Origin of the sequence: Rhizobium sp. CECT 9324 (genome assembly GCF_918741265.1) — a bacterium.
Classification (GTDB): domain Bacteria; phylum Pseudomonadota; class Alphaproteobacteria; order Rhizobiales; family Rhizobiaceae; genus Allorhizobium.
Genome location: NZ_CAKKMZ010000003.1, coordinates 102,661 through 120,863 on the forward strand (window position 1 = coordinate 102,661; position 18,203 = coordinate 120,863).

At 57.5% G+C, this 18,203-nt stretch carries 19 protein-coding genes; 13 read left to right on the forward strand and 6 right to left on the reverse strand.

The genetic code is table 11. The features are described 5' to 3' along the window. Positions 1–26: 26 nt before the first annotated feature. From LQ231_RS26275 to LQ231_RS26285, 3 genes are read right to left on the reverse strand one after another with little or no spacing between them, the layout of a single operon-like run. Positions 27–731: a thermonuclease family protein gene (locus LQ231_RS26275; RefSeq protein WP_115672740.1), complete on the reverse strand. Its 705-nt coding sequence runs from the start codon at positions 729–731 to the stop codon at positions 27–29. After that, positions 728–1,264 (reverse strand): thermonuclease family protein, encoded by a 537-nt coding sequence (locus LQ231_RS26280; RefSeq protein ID WP_230175190.1) that lies wholly within the window; start codon positions 1,262–1,264, stop codon positions 728–730. Before LQ231_RS26280 ends, LQ231_RS26275 begins: the two co-directional genes overlap by 4 nt. Continuing rightward, positions 1,261–1,869: a hypothetical protein gene (locus LQ231_RS26285; RefSeq protein ID WP_230175191.1), complete on the reverse strand. Its 609-nt coding sequence runs from the start codon at positions 1,867–1,869 to the stop codon at positions 1,261–1,263. The genes LQ231_RS26280 and LQ231_RS26285 overlap by 4 nt, the downstream gene beginning before the upstream one ends. A gap of 159 nt (positions 1,870–2,028) precedes the next feature. On the opposite strand from LQ231_RS26285, the gene LQ231_RS26290 reads away from it, so the two are divergent. Genes LQ231_RS26290 through LQ231_RS26350 form a run of 13 tightly spaced genes read left to right on the forward strand, consistent with a single transcriptional unit; the run spans position 2,029 to position 14,995 of the window. Continuing rightward, entirely contained in the window at positions 2,029–3,003 is a 975-nt protein-coding gene (locus LQ231_RS26290; protein WP_230175193.1) for a lytic transglycosylase domain-containing protein, read from the forward strand. 10 nt (positions 3,004–3,013) lie between these two features. Beyond that, positions 3,014–3,361, forward strand: coding sequence for a TrbC/VirB2 family protein (locus LQ231_RS26295; RefSeq protein WP_230175195.1), 348 nt, complete (start codon positions 3,014–3,016; stop codon positions 3,359–3,361). Next, entirely contained in the window at positions 3,361–3,660 is a 300-nt protein-coding gene (locus LQ231_RS26300; RefSeq protein ID WP_230175197.1) for a VirB3 family type IV secretion system protein, read from the forward strand. Before LQ231_RS26295 ends, LQ231_RS26300 begins: the two co-directional genes overlap by 1 nt. A 3-nt stretch (positions 3,661–3,663) precedes the next feature. Continuing rightward, positions 3,664–6,123 (forward strand): VirB4 family type IV secretion/conjugal transfer ATPase, encoded by a 2,460-nt coding sequence (locus tag LQ231_RS26305; RefSeq protein WP_230175199.1) that lies wholly within the window; start codon positions 3,664–3,666, stop codon positions 6,121–6,123. Continuing rightward, entirely contained in the window at positions 6,120–7,211 is a 1,092-nt protein-coding gene (locus tag LQ231_RS26310) for a lytic transglycosylase domain-containing protein (protein ID WP_230175201.1), read from the forward strand. The genes LQ231_RS26305 and LQ231_RS26310 overlap by 4 nt, the downstream gene beginning before the upstream one ends. A 14-nt stretch (positions 7,212–7,225) precedes the next feature. After that, entirely contained in the window at positions 7,226–7,924 is a 699-nt protein-coding gene (locus LQ231_RS26315; RefSeq protein WP_230175203.1) for a type IV secretion system protein, read from the forward strand. Beyond that, positions 7,917–8,153 (forward strand): hypothetical protein, encoded by a 237-nt coding sequence (locus LQ231_RS26320; RefSeq protein ID WP_037093750.1) that lies wholly within the window; start codon positions 7,917–7,919, stop codon positions 8,151–8,153. Before LQ231_RS26315 ends, LQ231_RS26320 begins: the two co-directional genes overlap by 8 nt. A 4-nt stretch (positions 8,154–8,157) precedes the next feature. Then, on the forward strand, positions 8,158–9,186 hold the full coding sequence (locus LQ231_RS26325) for a type IV secretion system protein (RefSeq protein WP_230175205.1): 1,029 nt from the start codon (positions 8,158–8,160) through the stop codon (positions 9,184–9,186). A 33-nt stretch (positions 9,187–9,219) separates the two neighbouring features. Next, entirely contained in the window at positions 9,220–9,912 is a 693-nt protein-coding gene (locus LQ231_RS26330) for a type IV secretion system protein (RefSeq protein ID WP_037093755.1), read from the forward strand. After that, entirely contained in the window at positions 9,909–10,721 is an 813-nt protein-coding gene (gene virB9, locus LQ231_RS26335) for a P-type conjugative transfer protein VirB9 (RefSeq protein WP_127625913.1), read from the forward strand. Before LQ231_RS26330 ends, virB9 begins: the two co-directional genes overlap by 4 nt. Next, entirely contained in the window at positions 10,721–11,920 is a 1,200-nt protein-coding gene (virB10, locus tag LQ231_RS26340; protein ID WP_230175207.1) for a type IV secretion system protein VirB10, read from the forward strand. Before virB9 ends, virB10 begins: the two co-directional genes overlap by 1 nt. Further along, on the forward strand, positions 11,901–12,923 hold the full coding sequence (gene virB11 / locus LQ231_RS26345) for a P-type DNA transfer ATPase VirB11 (RefSeq protein ID WP_230175209.1): 1,023 nt from the start codon (positions 11,901–11,903) through the stop codon (positions 12,921–12,923). The genes virB10 and virB11 overlap by 20 nt, the downstream gene beginning before the upstream one ends. Beyond that, positions 12,920–14,995: a type IV secretory system conjugative DNA transfer family protein gene (locus tag LQ231_RS26350; protein ID WP_230175211.1), complete on the forward strand. Its 2,076-nt coding sequence runs from the start codon at positions 12,920–12,922 to the stop codon at positions 14,993–14,995. The genes virB11 and LQ231_RS26350 overlap by 4 nt, the downstream gene beginning before the upstream one ends. A gap of 19 nt (positions 14,996–15,014) precedes the next feature. On the opposite strand, the gene LQ231_RS26355 is transcribed toward LQ231_RS26350, so the two are convergent. Genes LQ231_RS26355 through LQ231_RS26365 form a run of 3 tightly spaced genes read right to left on the reverse strand, consistent with a single transcriptional unit; the run spans position 15,015 to position 18,110 of the window. Further along, positions 15,015–15,227 carry a hypothetical protein gene (locus LQ231_RS26355; RefSeq protein ID WP_230175213.1) on the reverse strand — a complete coding sequence of 71 codons (213 nt, stop codon included), beginning with the start codon at positions 15,225–15,227 and terminating at the stop codon, positions 15,015–15,017. A gap of 6 nt (positions 15,228–15,233) precedes the next feature. Then, on the reverse strand, positions 15,234–17,705 hold the full coding sequence (locus LQ231_RS26360) for a conjugal transfer protein TraA (RefSeq protein ID WP_230175215.1): 2,472 nt from the start codon (positions 17,703–17,705) through the stop codon (positions 15,234–15,236). Positions 17,706–17,708: 3 nt separating this feature from the next. Then, entirely contained in the window at positions 17,709–18,110 is a 402-nt protein-coding gene (locus LQ231_RS26365) for a DUF6290 family protein (protein ID WP_133675526.1), read from the reverse strand. Positions 18,111–18,203 lie beyond the last annotated feature (93 nt).

The following is an 18,203-nucleotide window of genomic DNA, read 5'->3' on the forward strand; positions in this document are numbered from 1 at the left end:
GTCGCAATATGTGCGAGGTCTGGCAACTATCGGTCTGTCCTCTTCGGCTTGTTTCGCGCATCAGCGAAAGGAGGAGAGATCTCGCTTTTCCTCTCGGCCAATAGATTGAAGTCGGCGATCGGATGCCGATCTAGCGTCTTGTCGACAGCTTTGCGGCGCCATTCGTTCATGTCCAACACGTAGGTTCCCCACATCCCATACCGGGCGGCCATCGCGTTGGTCTGATAAGCGTAATATTGGGCGTTGATGTAAGGGGAATCGAGACGAGCCCAACCGACGCGCAGCATTTCGGCGGCGAGATCCACACCGTTAGTCGTGCATTGTGCGACGGGTATCCCGTCGTTCGCGTAGGCCAGACCGACGCAAGTCGTAGGTCTGTTTCCGACATTCCTTTTCAGCCAGGCCTTGGCGAAGGGACCGCATGGAACGGGGGTAGGAGCCTGTTGCTTCTCCCGGTTCGTCCACTTTGGGTTCAAGGCCCATTGAGGAAGCTCACAGGAGTCGATGCCAGCCAACCGTACTTTATAGCCATTGCCAAGCGTGCCGAACCATAGCGTGCGGCCGTCAAGAACGGTTACCGGGCCTTTGAACGTCGGCAACCGAACAGCAGCAGCAACTGGAGGCGCAGCCTGACCGCGTAGGGCGTGCCAATTCTGATAGATCGGATCGGCGGCAAACGCCGGCAAGGCCAAAGAGCTTGCGGCGATAAAAAGGATAAGGCGGTTTCTCATGGCTGGGCGCTCCTCGATCGCTGGTTCGCCTCACGACTAAGCAGGATGGAAGGATGCTGAACGTCGTAGAATTGCCAAAGGCCGGCCTTCTTTTGCTGAGCAAGCTGCTCGGCTATGGCGTAGGGGGCATGATAAGGGAGACCATCGGTCTTCAAGGCAGCGAATGCATAGCCGCTTGTCACCATGATCTGCGCGAGGTCGAGCCTTTGACTGCCAACAGTGGCGTAACAAACGACATATGAGATGCCGTTAAGCTTCGCCACGGGGGCACAGATCGGTTTGGTGTCCTTGATGTAGGCAGCCAACATCGCAAGCGATGCCTCGCCGCAATCTTGTCTATTGCCCTGACCATCCGTGTAGGCAGTGCCGCGCAAGCAGGACTGGATGCCGTAGAGACGAAACCGTTCTCCGTTCGAGATCCAGGTGTCCCCCGTTTCCAGGGTAATGCCGGGAGCAAGATCGAAGTACCCTTCAGGTGCGGCATTGGCTGCAAAGGGCAGTAGAGTCGCGACGAGTGCAGCAGCAAGCTTCATTGCGCCTTCACCCGAGGATCTGCCCACATGCCGTAGGAACCCTTCTGGCCGATTTCCTGAGCCTCCGTGAGATCAGGACGTTCGAATGAACCATCGGCTTTCTTAGTAAGGCGAACCGCTCCCAACGACAGAAGCTGCTCCTCAAGATTATCAACCGTGTCCATTGCTCCAGGATAGTTATAGTAGCCGTAGCAAGTGACATCCTGAACGGGGGCAGTCTGCTCGCTGATAAAGGCCCTGCAGAACAGAACCTTGGGGCTCTGCAGCATCGTTTGCAGCTGCTGCGTACCAAACTCCTCGCAAGTCCCGGAATAGTCCTCCGCGCGATTGACCAAATCGCCGTTGCAGGGCTGAACGCCATATAGATGCAACGTTGTCGATTCATCGACGCGAAACTCAGTCGCCGAGATAGCCTTGAAGCCATTGGCAGTGGCGTAACCTTTGCGATCAGCGACTTTGCCGGTCCCATCGTAATACTCGACGACAAGAACCGTCTTGCCCGGCGCCGCCAGTGACCTGATGTAGTCGTTGTTCACCGCAGGAGCGGCAAGCGCTTGTGTTGCCAATGCGCAACTCAGAAGCGCGGGAATGATGGCCTGTTTCATATTCTAGCCCTAACCATCCGTAATGCGATTGTTGACCCTGCAAAATAGGGTTTAACACCGATCAGAAAACTTGTAAGAGTGCATCAAATCGGTATCATGCGTGCATTAACTCTAGTCGGTTTTCATGGCGATCACAACACCGTTTGACGGGCGGGTGCGATGGATAAAAACACTGTCTATGCAGGGTATCTAGGCCCGCGAACCCTGACTAGCGCAGCATTATCCGTGCTACTCGCGGCCAATACTGCTGCGTCACAAGACCTAGCCACAACAGGGCGTATTTCCAGCGATTACAGCGGTTCTGTGACAATCGACGAGGAATCTCTTGTCACGAACTTCGAAGATCGCTGGAGCGGTGTCGAGACATCAGAGAAGGAGTTTGTCCTTGGTGCAAACGGTGTTGTCACGAAGGGCGGAGCTGAAGTATTGGGCGCAACGGCGTTGAAAAACGCAGGCGCCAAAGGGCATCAAATTGATGCGTCTATCAGCGCGTATTTTGATGTCTCGGAGCGCGCCACCGGCCGCATTGAGCCTGTCCAGACTCCCACTCTAGATACTACATCTAGTGATACCCCCAAAAATCTAGGGGCACGGACTCCCGTTGAAGAGTGCGGGCCGTCGCCCCTGTCACCTGATGAGATTAAAGCGCTGGTTGCATCCACTGCGCGCCGATACAGCGTCGATGAGGGCTTCGCGGTTGCGATTGCCTGGGCCGAAAGCCGCTTCGATGAGATCCGCAATTCACCGAAAGGCGCACGCGGACCGATGCAGCTTATCCCCGAAACGGCGGCTCGCTTCGGTGTTCAGGACATTTGCGATCCCGCTCAAAACATCGAGGGCGGGATGAAGTACCTGCGCTTCCTGCTCGATGAGTTTCAGAACCCGCTTCTGGTCGCAGCCGCTTACAACAGCGGGGAGGGTCGCATCTACGAATATGGCGGCGTTCCGCCATTCCAAGAAACCGTCGGCTATGTCGCAAAGGTCGTGAATTTCCAGCTTGGCCTACCGATGCCAACCGGCAAGCGGAAGGCGAGCGGGATCGTCCGAGACATGGCGGCAAAGAACACCAGCGATGCCGGAGTCATCGCTGTGGAGAAGACCGGCAAGTTCGTCGGCGGCGTGATGCATTTTTAAGGAGAGAACTATGAAGAACGTCATTTCCCGGCATTCCGGGGCATTGAAGGCAGTAGCCGTCATTGGCTTGGTGACAGCCCTGCAGGTTGCAGGCGCTGATCAAGCGCTTGCACAGGCTAGCGGTGGCGGCGGCGGTGCATTCGCCCCCCTTCAGACAGCCGTACAGATGATCGTTGACTTCATCACCGGCCCCTTCGGACGTCTGATGGCAATCATTGCCGTGATTGGCCTGGGCTTCCTTGCCTTTGCCGGCAGGCTTTCGTGGTTCACGGCCGGAGCCGTCGTCATTGGCATCGGTCTCGTGTTCGGCGCCCCTGCCATCGTTGACCAGATGATTTCGTCGGTAGGCGGCGGCTGATGAGCGATTTTCAGGACGAGAAGCCAGCTTTGACGCCGTTGGTGATCGGCTTGACCCGTTCTCCGACGCTATGGGGCGTGCCCTACATGGCGGTTGTCCTGATCATCGGCGTGACAATCATTGGGTGGCTGGTGACGATCCATCTGGCGGCACTGCTGATCGCGCCAGCCGCCTACCTTGTCCTTTTCTCGCTTTGTGCCTGGGACAGCAAGATTCTCGACGTCCTGCAGGTCACGTCCCGCAAGACGCCAAGGACCCCCAACAAGCGCTTTTGGGGCACCAACTCATACGGACCATAGTAGATGCTGAAAGTCGTCAAGGAAGAGCTTGGGTTTGGGAAGGTCGCCGGCAACGAGCGGCCTATGTCCGTTCACATCCCCTATATGCGGCATGTGTCTGACACGGTCATCGGGCTCGAGAATGGAACCCTAATCAGCGTCATCAAGCTTGATGGACTGTTCTTCCAGACGGAGGACCAGGCCGAATTGAACATGCGTTCTGTTGTGCAGAACACCATGATCCGAGCTCTAGGTTCGAGCCGCTATTCTCTTTGGTCGACTGTAATCCGTCGTGAGGTCGAGACCGAAATCGGCGGTTCGTTCGATTCCTCCTTCTGCGAGATCCTGAACGATCGCTATATGGACCAACTTCGCAAGAAGCGGATGTTCACGAACGAAATCTACCTGACGATCGTGCGTTCGGGCATGAAAGGGGCGCTTGGCCTCGGCGACTCGCTGAAGCGGATCTTTGAACGCTCGAACAAGGAGGCCAGGGCCCAAGCGACCCGTGAAGACGTGACCGACCTCGAAGAGCTGGTTGGGAACATCGTGAAAGAGTTGCACAAGTACGGCGCAAAGCCGCTTGGCATCACGTATCGCAAGAAATCGGACGATACCGCGAAAAAGGACATCGATGGAGAAGACGCTAAGGGCGATCCGTATTCGGAGCCCTGCGAATTCTTCAACACGATCCTGACCTGCGGTGTGCCGCGAAAGATGCGGCTTCCGCGCATGGGAATTCGCAATTACGTCGGCACTTCACGGCTTCACTTTTCAAAGCGGACGATGCAGGCACAAGCGGCGGTGGAAGAAGACAGCCGCTATGCCGCTCTACTCTCGATCAAAGAATATCCCCCATTCACTGGTCCCGGCATGTTGGACGGGTTGCTGCAGGTGAACCACGAGTTCATCCTGACGCAGTCCTTCACCCTTGCAGACAAGCCGATTGCACAAGAGCGGATCAGTCGCCTTCAACGCCAAATCAAGGCCTCCGACGAAGCAGGTAGCTCGGTCGAATCCGACATCGACTATGCTTTGAACAGCCTCCTCAATCAGGAGGCTGTATTCGGCTTCCATCATTTTTCGCTTCTGTGCATTTCGCGGGACCTCGACGGATTGAGCCGTTGCGTGTCGGAACTTGGCGCTTGCCTCACCGACATGAACATCAACTGGCTCAGGGAGGATCTCAATCTTGAAGCGGCGTTCTGGGCGCAGCTGCCGGGAAACCGCTCCTACATCTCCCGCATCGCCATGCTGTCGAGCGCCAACTTCTCCGGCCTTTCCTCGATGCATAATTTCGCGACTGGACAGGCGGATCGCACCCATTGGGGCCTGCCGATCACCATTCTGGAAACGACCTCACAAACCCCCTACTGGTTCAACTTCCACCGTCGCGATATCGGGCACTTCACGGTGACTGGTCCGACAGGATCCGGCAAAACCGTAGGTTTGACCTTCCTGCTGGCTCAGGCGATGCGGGTTTCACCCACGCCTCGCGCCGTGTTCTTCGACAAGGACCGGGGGGCTGAGATCTTCGTCAGGGCGATTGGCGGAGCCTACGAGGTTCTGTCTCCGGGAACGCCCACGGGCTTTAACCCGCTGCAACTGGAAAACACCGGCGAGAACCGGGAATTTCTGGTCCGTCTGCTCAAGGCCATGCTGCGCGGCGATCGTCGCACCGACTTCACGCAAGAGGACGAGGACACGCTGGAAAAGGCAATCGTCCGGATCATGCAGGAGCCGGCAGCTCAGCGGAACCTCCCGAATCTTGCCGGCCTCTTGATGGGGCGGTCCAAGGCCGATGCCAACGATCTATACTCGCGGCTTCGCCCTTGGATCGAAGGCGAAAAAGCCTGGCTGTTCAACGCGCCCCATGACGTCCTGTCCTTCTCGGGTCACAGCGTCTTTGGCTTTGATATGACCAACATCCTCGGAAACGAGGAGCTAAGAACCCCTGCGCTGATGTATCTTTACCATCGGCTGGATGAGCTGCTGGACGGTAACCCCGTCATGTTCTTCATGGATGAAGGCTGGCAGCTGTTGATGGATGACACTTTCAGCGCCTTCATCGTCGACAAGATGAAGACGATCCGAAAGCTCAACGGCATCGTGGGCTTTGGTACGCAGTCGGCTGCTGACATTACCAAATCCAAAGCGTCGCACACGCTCATTGAGCAATCGGCGACCAACATCCACTTCCCGAACCCACGGGCTGACGAAGAGAGCTACATCAAGCGCTTCGGCCTGACGGTGAAGGAGTTCAAGTTCATCAAGAACACGCCTCCTGAAAAGAGAACCTTCCTGATTAAGCATGGCAACGACTCTGTCATTGCGCGTCTCGATCTGTCGACAATGCCGGATCTCGTGAAGGTGCTTTCAGGACGCAAGGAGACGATCGAGGAGTGCGCGGCACTTCGCGAGCAGTACGGAGACGAACCCGAAAACTGGTTGGCGAAATTCTGCGGATGGGAGAAGGCCGAATGAGGAACAGTCGGACTCTAACGCTGCTAGTTGCAGCCTTGGCTTGGGGAACAGCGCCCCCCGCCTCCTCGCAGGTTCCTGTTACGGATGGCGCCCTCACTTCAACAGATGCAGTGCGCAATGAAACGACGAAGCAGATCGAGGAAACAGACAGTCGCCGGCACTCCGTGAGCAAGAGCGTCACCTGCTCGATGTACCGGCCGGGGCGCGGAGGTGACGCCCCCTCGGCAGCACAAGCCAATCCGGAGATTGTCGGGCTCGTGAAGCGAGTGGCGCGTGAGGAAGGGGTAGACGAAACCCTCTTCATGTCTCTCGTCTACCAGGAGAGCCGGTTCAATCCCTGCGCAAAGTCGCCTGTCGGCGCTATGGGCTTGTCGCAGCTGATGCCGGGCACAGCCAAGGATCTCGGCGTGAATCCTCACGATATCGAGGATAACCTTCGCGGCGGCGCACGCTACCTGAAGCAGCAGCTCCGCACCTTCAACGGCAATACCAACCTTGCGCTCGCCGCGTACAACGCGGGGCCAGGCAACGTCCGCAAGTATGGCGGCATCCCTCCGTTCAAGGAGACGCAGGGCTATGTCGCCGCGATCAAAGGCAAATGGATGGCTCAGTTTGGAGGCTCTGATGTTTCGAACATCCCCGAAAATTTCGGCGGAGGCACGTCGGGCTTTTCAGGTGCGCGCGACGCAACGATCAACTCAATGGCAACCAGCCAGTCGATTTCCGAAAACAGCGGGAACGTCGCGTCATGGCTTCAGCAACTCGGCCAGATGGAAAGCGGCACGATCCAAGACAGCTGGGACCAAAATTCCGGAGCACGCAATGCGAACCTCGAAATGATGAACCAGGTCATCCGCCTCGGAACAACGATGGCGGAGCTAATGAATTCTCAAAATGCACTCGATCTAGGCGGGCTCTCGGGGTCTTCGCGGTCCAGCGACTACAAGCGAGACGAGAAGGAAGACGATCGCGAGGTAGCTGACCTCTGCGACAAGGAACTGCAGCTTGAGTGGAATCCGGAGGAACAGGCCTGCGTTCGAAAACTCGAACCAGAGGCTGACATGAAGCTGATGTTGAGCGCCGAATGACAAGGAGAACGGCCATGAAAAGAGCATTTCTGACTGCGTTTTCGCTAGCGATGGCGTCTAATGCGCATGCACAGGTTCCCGTGATCGACAGCGCCAACCTGAAGATTGCAACGGAAACTTCTCAGACGACCGATCAGATCCTGGATACGAACAGGCAAGTTCTGACGACGGTAGAAGAGACGCTTAAAGCCGTCACGGGGGATCGCGGGAGCGTTTCAAATCCCATGCAGAACCTCGCCGTTGGTGAAGGGTTCAGCGTTTCTCAGATGCCTTCACTCGACAGCCTCATGCAGGGCGGAGTCCCGAACTTCGGCAGCATGGGCGGTGACATCGGCCAGATTGCCACCACCTTCATCAACGGTCTTCAGCTAGTAAAGAACTTGTCTGGCAAGGCGGACAGCACGTTCTCCGGCGACAAGTCCTACGAAGAGATGATGAAGACCGTCCTTGGAGTTGCTGCCCTAGTCACCGGCTCGCAACAGGCCGTTCAGTCGCGAACACAGGCATTTCAGCAGGCAGGTCAGCAGATCGGCCAGGCCCAAGACATCAAAGGGTCCATCGATCAGAACACGCAGCTGCAGGTTCAAACCGGCCTGACGATCAACGAAATGATTGGCGTGATGAATGGGGCGGTCGGCTCCCTGCAGGCTCAAAACCAGCGCCGCCTTGTCGACATCTCCAATACCAAGAAGGCGCTGACCTACGGTGACTAAGACATTTCGAGTGAAAGGCTTTGTGCTCCTCTCCGTTCTGGTTGCTGCCGGCGTAACTGGCTGCGCCGGTGCTCCGAAAGAGAAGACTGCACCATGCAAGAGGCCGGCAAACCTCACATCCTACGCCGAGGATCCGCGACAGGAATGTGGCCCAATGACCAGCGTGAATGGCAACCCATCGGAAGCGCTGGCGGCGATCGACGCTTTCGCTGCAAGCGGAGAGCAGTGACCCCATGAACTTTCTAGGCGGCCTGCTTGAGGCTCTTGAAGATGCAGGGCGGAATTTCTCGGAGCGGGCTTATGAGGTCGTTGGCGACGAGATCATGCCCTTGCTGACGATCATGCTTATTGCCTACGTCGCCTATTACGGACTTCAACTCGTCATGGGGACCGCGCGAGTGAGCGTCGGCGAGATCGTCGGCCGGGTCGTGCGGATGATGCTTATCGTCGCCTTCATTGATCAGTGGGGCAACTTCCAACTCTTCTTTTACGACTGGCTGAACAACACGCCGGAAGACGTGGGGCGGGCGCTCCTGACGGCTAGCAGTACCGGGATAACTGAGCCGACAGACGGACTCTCCATGATTTGGGAGACGGCGAATGAGGCAGCAGCAGCATTCGCGGAGCAGTCAGGCTACTTCGCCATTCTCCCGGGCCTTGTAGGGTTCCTGATCATGCTGGCGGTTGGGCTGTTCATTGCCGTTGCGCTTGCCATCCTCGTGCTTGCGAAGGTGATGATGTGGGTGCTGCTTGGCACTGCACCGATCTTTATCGCCTGCCTATTGTTTGATTCCACACGCCAGTACGGAATGGCTTGGTTCCAGCAGGTTTTGACGTACGCGATCATTCCGCTCTTCGTTTACGTCGTCGCCGCCTTTCTCATCACGACCATGGACGCTGAACTGCAGAAGGTCGCAGCGGCAGCATCCGCGAACGAGATCCAGCTAGACGATATCTCGGCTTTCGTCCTGATCTGTGCAGCTGGCGCTTTTGTCCTCTTCAACATTCAAACGCTCGCCCAGGGAATTACCGGGGGCGTGGCAACGGGCGTTGGTCAGATCGCTCGATCGGTTGGCTACGCGACCGGGGTTGCACTGCCGGCACGAGCTTTGACCGCGACACGTTCTGTAGCCGGAAGGGCTGGAGAATTAGGAATGGCCGCACGCGTCAGAACCCATGCCGGCATGAGGGAAAACATCCAAAACGCCGGTGCAGCAGAAGCGATGCAAAACAGAATTACCAACAACAGTCTGCCCAACTAGGCGACTGGTGGCGGGAATTAAGGGCTAGGACACATGGCAGAGAATAACGATGCTCTCCGGAGCTATTTTCAGGATGGGGACCGTTGGGAACAAGAGATCGTCAAGAAGGCCAAACGGTCCAAGGCGTTCGCTTGGCTGATTACGCTGATCTTCGGCGGCATCACGATCCTGTCGCTCTCCGCATTGGTGATGCTCGTGCCCCTCAAGAGCTTCGAGCCGTACATTGTCGAGGTCGACAAGAACACCGGCTATATTGAGGTCAAGACAGGGTTGACCCGAACATCGAACATCACCGATCAGCAGGCGGTCACTCAGGCGAATGTCGTCCGTTACATTCGATCCCGCGAGGGCTATGATCCTTTTGCCATCGAGCAGAACTTTGGAATTGCAGCTTTGCTCTCCACCGGCGACGCAGCGCGCGATCTCCAGGCCCAATGGAGTGCGGCGAACCCTGACAATCCAGCTCGCCGGCTCGGCAAAAATAAGTCGATCACCGTCGACATAAAGTCTGTCACCTTCCCCAACACGACAACGGCGCTCGTCCGGTTCTCGACGCATGAGCGCTCTGATTCAGACGTCATCACGCGCCACTTCATCTCTATCGTTCGCTATCGCTACACGGATACGCCGGAGCGCAACGAATGGCGCTTCGAAAATCCGTTGGGCTTCCAGGTGTATGACTACCGCCGTGATCAGGAAACGGTGACCTCGGGAGGCCAGCAGTGAAATATGGCTTGCCTCTGGCGGCGTCGATCGCCGCTCTCACGATGACTCACGCCTATGCGGCGCAACAGCCCCGCCCTGGCAGTCTGGATGCGCGTGTGACCAGCGTCGTCTATCAGCCGAACAACGTCGTGAAGGTATCTGCGACCTACGGCATCTCAACGATGATCATCTTCGACGAAGATGAGAAGTTTGAGACGATCTCGCTTGGCGACACCGACAGTTGGCAGGTTGCCCCGTCGGAAAAGGGCAACATCCTTTTCGTCAAGCCGATAGCCAAGGACGTTTCCACGAACATGAACGTGGTGACCTCAAAGAGGATCTACTTCCTTGAGCTCAACGACTATGCACCGGAAGCAGGGAAAAAGGTCTTCGGCATTCGCTTCGTTTATCCGGAGAAGAACCTGAACGAGTCTCTGCGGAAGGAGGCTGAGTTTCGAGCAGCCAACCCGAATATTTCGAGCATCGACAAAGCGAACGTCAATATTGACTACTCTTTCTCGGGCGACGCGGCGCTGAAGCCGACAATGGTGTTCGATGACGGAAAGAAGACCTTTTTCAAGTTCGGCCGAGGGACCGTGCCGGCCATTTTTGCCGTTCAATCCGACTTCTCCGAGACCCTGCGAAACTTCCGCAAGGAAGGCGAATACATCGTCGTTGACGGCGTAGCCACGCAATACACGCTCCGGGACGGAAACCAGTGGACGTGCATTTTCAACCTCCGCAAGCCGGACTTTGCAGCACCTGATCCTGACATCATGGCTCCGAAACCGGATCCTGATGCCAGCAAACGCAGGAGGAGCGGCAACTAATGAAGCGCAGCCCTGAACTCGACGCAATGGCGGCGGCCGACGAGGCCGAAATCAGCAATCGAAACGTGAAGCGCAATCAAACGGTCGGCATGGCCACCCTTTTGCTGGCTGGCGTCTTCGCCGCGTACCTGGTGCTTGCCACGTCCGGAGAAAGCCCGCCTGAAAGCCCGCAAAGTGAGGAGGAGTTCCGTACCACGACCTTCCGGCCGCCCGGTTTCGTGCGCGATGGAGAACCCACTCCCCCACCACCCGAACAGCCTGTCTTGGAACTTCCACCTCCGCCACCTCCGCCGGTGGACGTCACTGAATTCAACGTGCCTCCCCCGCCCGAAGTAGCTCAACCGGCGAGCGCGCCCCCGCCCGCCGAAGAGGTATTTCCGGAGCGATTTCGGTCAAAGCTAATCACGCTTGACCAGAACCTGGGAGGATCCGCGAATGGTTCGCTCGATGGCTCGAACGGCGGCACGCCTTTGACCGTCGCTGGCGAGGATCGCAACAGCCAGTACCTGTCCTCAGCGAGTGCTATCGGTGACCGTTCCGCCAAAGCCCGGCAGATTGAGCGCATCGACGCCATGATCCCAGAGGGCACGCTGATCCCCGGCATCTTGGAAACGGCGATCGTCAGCGACCTTCCGGGCCAAGTCCGGGCCATCACATCCAAGGATGTCTACTCCTTCGATGGGCGGCGCGTCCTGATCCCAACAGGAACACGCCTGATCGGGGAATATCAGTCCGAAGTTACGCGGGGGCAGAAGCGGGTCTTTGTCGTGTGGACGAGGTTGATCCGGGATGACGGCGTGTCGGTGCGCTTGAACTCCATCGGCACGGACAGCCTCGGGCGATCGGGCCTGACGGGTCATGTCGACAACAAGTTTCGTGAGCGCTTTGGCGCATCAATCTTGCTGTCGATCGTCGGAGGCGGTGCAAGCTATCTAACCGGATACGGTAGCGACTCCAGCTCCGGAAACGATGACGCCGAAAGAGGTGCTGAACTGGCGCGAGAAACGATCGCGCAGACCTTCAGCGACATGGCGAACACGGTACTTGCCGAAAACCTGAGGATCCCGCCAACGATCAGCGTACCGCAAGGCGAGCGGATCTTTGTCTATGTTCGCCAGGACCTCGATTTCAGCGCCATGTACGACGATCCTGTCACGGAAGCGATGAAGGAGATCAAACGTGAACGTCATGGTAGGTAACACGACGGCTCATGATCCCCACTATTTCCTGAACCGGTCCCTGGAGCCCATCAGGCAATTTCTCGATGACCCGCAGGTGGTTGAGATTGCAGTGAACCGGCCAGGCCAAGTCTATGTTGAGCGCTTCGGTGCTGATCACATGGAGCATCATGAAATCGATGCTCTGACTGCACGCGAGATCGAGAACATTGGCGAGCGGGTTGCCGCAGCGACGAAGCAGTTCCTCAACGCCGCTAATCCGATTCTTAGCGCAGCACTGCCGACCGGCGAACGTATCCAGGTCGTCTTGCCGCCCGCGGCACCTGACGGTGGGTCGATCACGATCCGTAAGCAAGTTGTGCAGAATTTCTCTCTGCAGGACTACCGTGACAACGGCTCTCTCGACAAAGTCTCGGTTGCTGTCGGGGGCCTAAGCGACGTGGATCGGGAGCTGATCGCCTATCTACGCGCGGAGAAGATCTACGACTTCATCCATACGGCCATCACGAAGCGGGTTTCGATCCTGATCAGTGGCGGCACGTCGTCGGGCAAAACCACCTTTCTGAACGCGTGCCTGAACTCTGTAGACCTGAATGAGCGGATCCTAACGCTTGAAGACACTCGTGAGCTATTCCCACCACAGAAGAACGCGGTCCACCTGATCGCCTCCAAGGGTGGTCAAGGCACTGCAAACGTAACTATTCAAAACCTTCTTGAATCGGCGCTTCGAATGCGGCCGGATCGCCTCTTTGTTGGCGAGATTCGTGGAGCTGAGGCCTTTTCATTCCTTCGCGCCATCAACACAGGCCACCCGGGCAGCATGTCGACAGTACACGCCGATACGCCGCTCGGCGCCTATGAACAGCTCGCCATGATGATGCAGCAGTCCGGCATGTCCGCCGGCTACTCCAAGCAGGATCTGATGTCCTACATCCAAATGGTCATTCCGATCGTCATCCAGCTCAGGCGGGAAGGCGGCAAGCGCGGGGTTTCCGAAATCTACTTCGCACGGGATGCATCATGAGTAAGGGGCTACAGGCCTTCTATCTGTTTTTCTGCCTGTTGATCGCATTTGCAGTCTGGATGCTGGCATACGGGGCGGGGCTTCAGGTCTTCTACGGTGACGGTAGGATCCTCGAGGCGACAATCACGTCAAACCCATTCGCGCCAATTCAGCAGTTCTGGGCCTATAGCTCCTCCCCTTCCCTTCAAAAAGTCGCGCTCGGCTCCGTAGTGCCCGCGCTGCTCGTATCAGGCCTCATTGCTTACCTTGGGCTCAAACCTACCAGCAATCCATTGGGGGATGCGGCCTTTCAGGATCTTGCAACACTTCGGCGCGGGAAGTGGTTTGGCAGACGAGGTCACATATTCGGCCGCATCGGGAGCAACGTCCTCCGCGCGTATGACGATCGCCACCACCTCATTATTGGCCCGACCCGATCCGGTAAGGGCGCGGGCTACGTCATCCCCAACGCTCTCATGCACGAAGGCTCTATGGTCGTCACGGATCTGAAGGGCGAGGTCTACAAGGCAACCGCCGGCTATCGGAAGCGCAACGGGAGCCAGGTCTTCTTGTTCGCGCCGGGTTCCGAGACGACCAACAGCTATAATCCCTTGGATTTCGTTCGTCCGGAGCGAGGCAATCGCACGACTGACATTCAAAATATCGCCAGCATTCTTGTACCGGAAAACACCGAATCCGAGAATTCAGTTTGGCAGGCCACAGCTCAACAGGTTCTGGCCGGCGCCATCAGCTATGTTCTCGAAAGCCCCTTCTACAAAGGGCGCAGGAACCTCGGCGAGATCAACTCCTTCTTCAACAGCGGGACCGATCTGCAGGCCTTGATGAAGTACATCAAGGAGAAGGAGCCATACCTGTCGAAGTTCACGATGGAGAGCTTCAATTCCTACCTGTCTCTCTCGGATCGGGCCGCGGCCTCGGCACTGCTTGATATCCAGAAGGCGATGAGGCCGTTCAAGAACGAACGCGTTGTGGCCGCAACGAACATGACCGACATGGACCTTCGATCCATGAAGCGTCGTCCCATCACAATCTACCTTGCCCCGAACATCACCGACATCACGCTTCTTAGGCCGCTGCTGACGCTGTTCGTTCAACAGGTGATGGACATACTTACCCTTGAGCATGATCCCAACTCCGTGCCGGTCTATTTCTTGCTGGATGAGTTTCGCCAGCTGAAGCGCATGGACGAGATCATGACGAAGCTGCCCTATGTGGCCGGCTATAAGATCAAGCTCGCCTTCATCATCCAGGACCTGAAGAACCTGGATGAGATCTATGGTGAGACGTCCCGACATTCGCTCCTTGGCAACTGCGGCTATCAGCTCATCCTTGGTGCCAATGACCAGGCCACGGCAGAGTATGCTTCCCGCGCGCTTGGCAAGAGAACCATCCGATATCAGTCTGAATCGCGCACTATCGAGCTTATGGGCCTCCCGCGCCGAACAAAGGTCGAGCAAATTCGCGATCGGGACCTGATGATGCCGCAGGAAGTGCGCCAGATGCCCGAGAACAAGATGATCTTGCTGGTGGAGGGTCAGCGGCCAATCTTTGGAGACAAGCTCCGCTTCTTTAAGACGCAGCCCTTCAAAGAGGCGGAGGCCTATTCTCAGACGCATATACCGACCGTTCCAACTGTCGATTATCTGCCACCTAAACCTGTTCCAGCGACCACGCCAGCCTATGCCAGTGCAGGCCAGGAACAGGCTGAACAAGCGGAAGCGATAAAGCCTGTGACTGAGGCGAAAGCGGAGGAGCCGCGGGCGCCTGTCCAGGAGGAGGCTCCAAAAGAGCCAGCGCCCTCCACCTCGCCCGCTCGTGTTGTGAATCCATCCGCCTTGGCCAACAAGAAGGTCAGCGCCGGGGGTACTCCGGAACCTGCAAAGGCAGCTGTGCCCGCTCCCGAAAAGCACACAACACCTGTCTCAGAGAACGACATCGAAAAAGCGCACAATGATCGGGTTAGTCGCCTTAAGGAGGTCGTCGAACGGGAAGCCGAAGGCAAATCACCGCGCAAAAGGAAGAGCTTGGAAGAGCTATTCGCAGCGACCGTTCCTGATCCAATCATGGAATAGGCCGGCCGCTAATTCAGGTTCAGAAGGGCCAGAAGCTCGATGCGTACTGACCCGCCTCTGTTAGCCAAGCTACAGAAGCATGATACCAGCCGATCACGGTCCCGTAGACCTTGATCAGGATCGCGAGGATCCCAACGGAGACCATGCCCCACACCATCATCTTGCCGACGATGTCGGCAGACTTGGGGTCGTTTACTTCCACCAGGTAGGTGTTCTGATTACCGTCCTGCATGACACTTTAGCGATCACGGTCGTCCCGATTACGCTCCCTCTGTTCAACCTGTTCACGCTCCAACTCCTCGAGACGAGGAATGTGCTGTTGCGCGGGATCAGTCCGAGTGGTCTCGCCGCCGCGCTGGGCCGCTTCCCTGTCTCTGTTTACACGATCTTGCTGCCTCTGAGTAGCGTCCACCGTCTCAGCGAGCTGGTGAGCCTCACGCTCCGCTTGCCCGATTGGATGTTCCTCTTCCAGATCCACACTGAGATCGCGTTGGCGATCGTCGGCAGTATCCGCAGTTATCGGCTGCTTGTTTGACTTGTTTTCGTCCCCACGCTCTTCATTGCGCTCAATGGTCTCGATCTCCGCGCGCAGTTCCGGATCTTCGTTGGCAACATCCCGGAGATAGCCGTTTCCGGTAGCGGCGAGTTGAGCTGCATGATGAAGCGAAGCCTCAAGGCCCTTCTCATACTGCTCCCGGTTTTCGTCTCCGAGCTCGCCGGCTTCGATATGGGCGAGGCCGGAGCGATAGTGTTCCACATTTGCCATCGCATCGTTACCAGCCTCAACGACAGCCTCTCCATGCTTGGCAACAGCCGCCTCCCACTGAAGGTTAGCATTCGTCTGCTCTTGCACCTCAGATGCCGTTCTTTCCGGCGCGACGCCACTTTCTCTGGAGACGTCGCCAGCAGCGTTTCGTACATCCTGCTCATCAAGCCCACGCTCCTTCATTTCGAGCATCTGCCTGCGCAGATCGACGATCTCGCGAGCGAGGGAGGAAACTTCTTCGAAGCCTGACCGGTCCTCTGGACCAGCGCTGCGTTTAAGGTTGAACAGAGCCGTTTCAACCGTCTTTTCGTACGCTTCGAACTCTGGGCGTGTCTGCTCGCGCATGTCCTTTGCCTCCGACAACATGTCTCTGATTGCTACCATATTGGAGCGGTAATCACCGCCGAAATCTGCATAAATGACTGCACCAGCAGGCGATTGATCCATTTGGGCAAGGCCGTTTTCCAGATAGGAGCGATGCTGAGCGGCGTAGGCCGCGACGACTGTGTCGCCGGCGTTGACTGCAATCTTCTGCCAAGTCTCCTGCGCTTTTAGGATGTACTGGCGGCTTCTCTGGCTCGTCGCCACCATGCGCCGACCAGCTCGCTTTGCGTCATATCGCGCCTGCGCCGGATCGCTGGTGCCTACATGCTCGGTTCGACCGTCATGCTTGACGGCGCGAACCTGATTTCGCGTGAAGGCTGGCGGCGTAGCGAACTCGCGCCGATCGGTCATTTCCATATTAATGCCGTGGTCACGCGCCTTCTCGGCCATAACCTCACGCCATTGCCGGAAGGTGGCCGGAGTCGTCTCGATCCGGTCGCCCGATTCCGAACGCATGGTAACGATGGCATGGGCATGAACATGCGGCCGCTTGCCCCCCTCCCCTGCTTCTTTCGGATCGTTCTCCGGATCGTGCATAGCGAATACGTACCGATGGCCCGCAAACTGCTCAGCCAGGAAGTCGCGAACAGCTCCTTCGAACGCGACAGCATCCGTGCCGGCACGCGCCGACATGATCACGTGCATCACGTCACGGCTCTTGCGGCTGTGCAGCTCATCCCGCCATTCCTTTTGCACCAGGTCGCCCGCAGCCTTGTCATCGGCAATCGAACGTCCCTGATCGTCTCGAACGTCGTTCCGCTGCGCGATCAGGTCTCGCAACTTGGCAGCGCCATATTCCACGCCGTTGCCATAGCCTGTGAACGAGAAAGCCGCAGGGGCCTCTTTCGCAACGGCGCTGGCGTTTAAACGCTCCTGAACGATGGCGGCCGCCTTCGCGTCAGCCGTCAGCCGCTCGCCCTGCCCGCTGCGCAGCACGACATAGCCCTCGACCTTCAGCGATCCATGGGTTTCGACAGAGTAAGCGTAGCGTCGATCACCAAAGCCACTGCTGAGAATGTCCCGCACCTTCTCATGCGGGTTCGAGCGGCCGGAAACGCTCACCTCGACGCTAAACGCGCCGATATCGCGGCTCTCGGTCCTGTTTTGGAAAAGGTGATCCCAATCGCCACGGAGACGCGCCAGCTCCTCACGGCCACGCAACGTCTCGCCGTTCTCGTTCTCAACCTTCAGCTCCCCCCCTCTGGAAACATAGTTGAGCATCGAGCCGACGCGGGCGCCACCACCGTAGGAAGCCAGTTTGACCACGGCGGGCTGGCTCCCTTTGGCAACGCTCGCAAGACGAACGTCCATTGATCGCATAGCACCCGAACCGGCAGCCATCGTCCTCGAAGGCGATGACACGTTGAATGCCGAAGTCCTCACCCCTCCCCTAGATCCCGACCCGCCTTTAGACATCCCAACCTGGTGCTGCAGATTCTTCAGTCTCTTCTCAAGCTCTTCCTCGACAGCGCTCCCACGGCCGCCGAGCGTCATTTCGTGCAATAGCGCCGCGCGCCTTTGCTCCCATTCGCTTGTGAAAGTGCCGAAAAAGAACTCCACGGCCTACACCTCGCCTCGGCGCTCATGCCCCGCACGGCGCGAAAGTGTCCGCAGCTCACTCATCACAGCCGCCTGAATCCGCTGGACGTTGCCAAGGTTGATGTCCAGCTCTGAGGGATGGACACCCTTCCCTGCATTCAGGGAGCGGGCGACCTGATTCAAATTGATGCCGATCATCCGCATGTCTTCGAGCAGCGCGGCCATGATCAACCTGTCTTCCGCAGTCAGAATGGGTCGAACGCCAGCACCTTCGAGGAGCAGCGAACGGAAAAAAGCAGAGACACTCATACCAGCCGACTTGGCCGCTTCTTCGATAGCCGAATGCTCTGCATCGCTGACGCGGACGTTGATGAGACGCCCCTTGCGTTGCTTGGCTGTCGGAACTTCGATCGTGTCTTCACTCATCAATCAATTAAGCCTTCCCGGAGCCTTGCGACCATCATCGTGGGCTTGTCCCACGATCGCAATGCAAAATGTAAAACATTTTTGCGTATCCTG

Bases quoted from the DNA above. Each gene is read 5' to 3' on its own strand.
- LQ231_RS26310 (WP_230175201.1), top strand. From the start codon at position 6,120: ATGAGGAACAGTCGGACTCTAACGCTGCTAGTTGCAGCCTTGGCTTGG.
- LQ231_RS26275 (WP_115672740.1), bottom strand. From the start codon at position 731: ATGAGAAACCGCCTTATCCTTTTTATCGCCGCAAGCTCTTTGGCCTTG.
- LQ231_RS26325 (WP_230175205.1), top strand. From the start codon at position 8,158: ATGAACTTTCTAGGCGGCCTGCTTGAGGCTCTTGAAGATGCAGGGCGG.
- LQ231_RS26315 (WP_230175203.1), top strand. From the start codon at position 7,226: ATGAAAAGAGCATTTCTGACTGCGTTTTCGCTAGCGATGGCGTCTAAT.
- LQ231_RS26300 (WP_230175197.1), top strand. From the start codon at position 3,361: ATGAGCGATTTTCAGGACGAGAAGCCAGCTTTGACGCCGTTGGTGATC.
- LQ231_RS26365 (WP_133675526.1), bottom strand. From the start codon at position 18,110: ATGAGTGAAGACACGATCGAAGTTCCGACAGCCAAGCAACGCAAGGGG.
- LQ231_RS26350 (WP_230175211.1), top strand. From the start codon at position 12,920: ATGAGTAAGGGGCTACAGGCCTTCTATCTGTTTTTCTGCCTGTTGATC.
- LQ231_RS26330 (WP_037093755.1), top strand. From the start codon at position 9,220: ATGGCAGAGAATAACGATGCTCTCCGGAGCTATTTTCAGGATGGGGAC.
- virB10 (WP_230175207.1), top strand. From the start codon at position 10,721: ATGAAGCGCAGCCCTGAACTCGACGCAATGGCGGCGGCCGACGAGGCC.
- LQ231_RS26355 (WP_230175213.1), bottom strand. From the start codon at position 15,227: ATGCAGGACGGTAATCAGAACACCTACCTGGTGGAAGTAAACGACCCC.
- LQ231_RS26295 (WP_230175195.1), top strand. From the start codon at position 3,014: ATGAAGAACGTCATTTCCCGGCATTCCGGGGCATTGAAGGCAGTAGCC.
- LQ231_RS26280 (WP_230175190.1), bottom strand. From the start codon at position 1,264: ATGAAGCTTGCTGCTGCACTCGTCGCGACTCTACTGCCCTTTGCAGCC.
- LQ231_RS26290 (WP_230175193.1), top strand. From the start codon at position 2,029: ATGGATAAAAACACTGTCTATGCAGGGTATCTAGGCCCGCGAACCCTG.
- LQ231_RS26285 (WP_230175191.1), bottom strand. From the start codon at position 1,869: ATGAAACAGGCCATCATTCCCGCGCTTCTGAGTTGCGCATTGGCAACA.
- LQ231_RS26305 (WP_230175199.1), top strand. From the start codon at position 3,664: ATGCTGAAAGTCGTCAAGGAAGAGCTTGGGTTTGGGAAGGTCGCCGGC.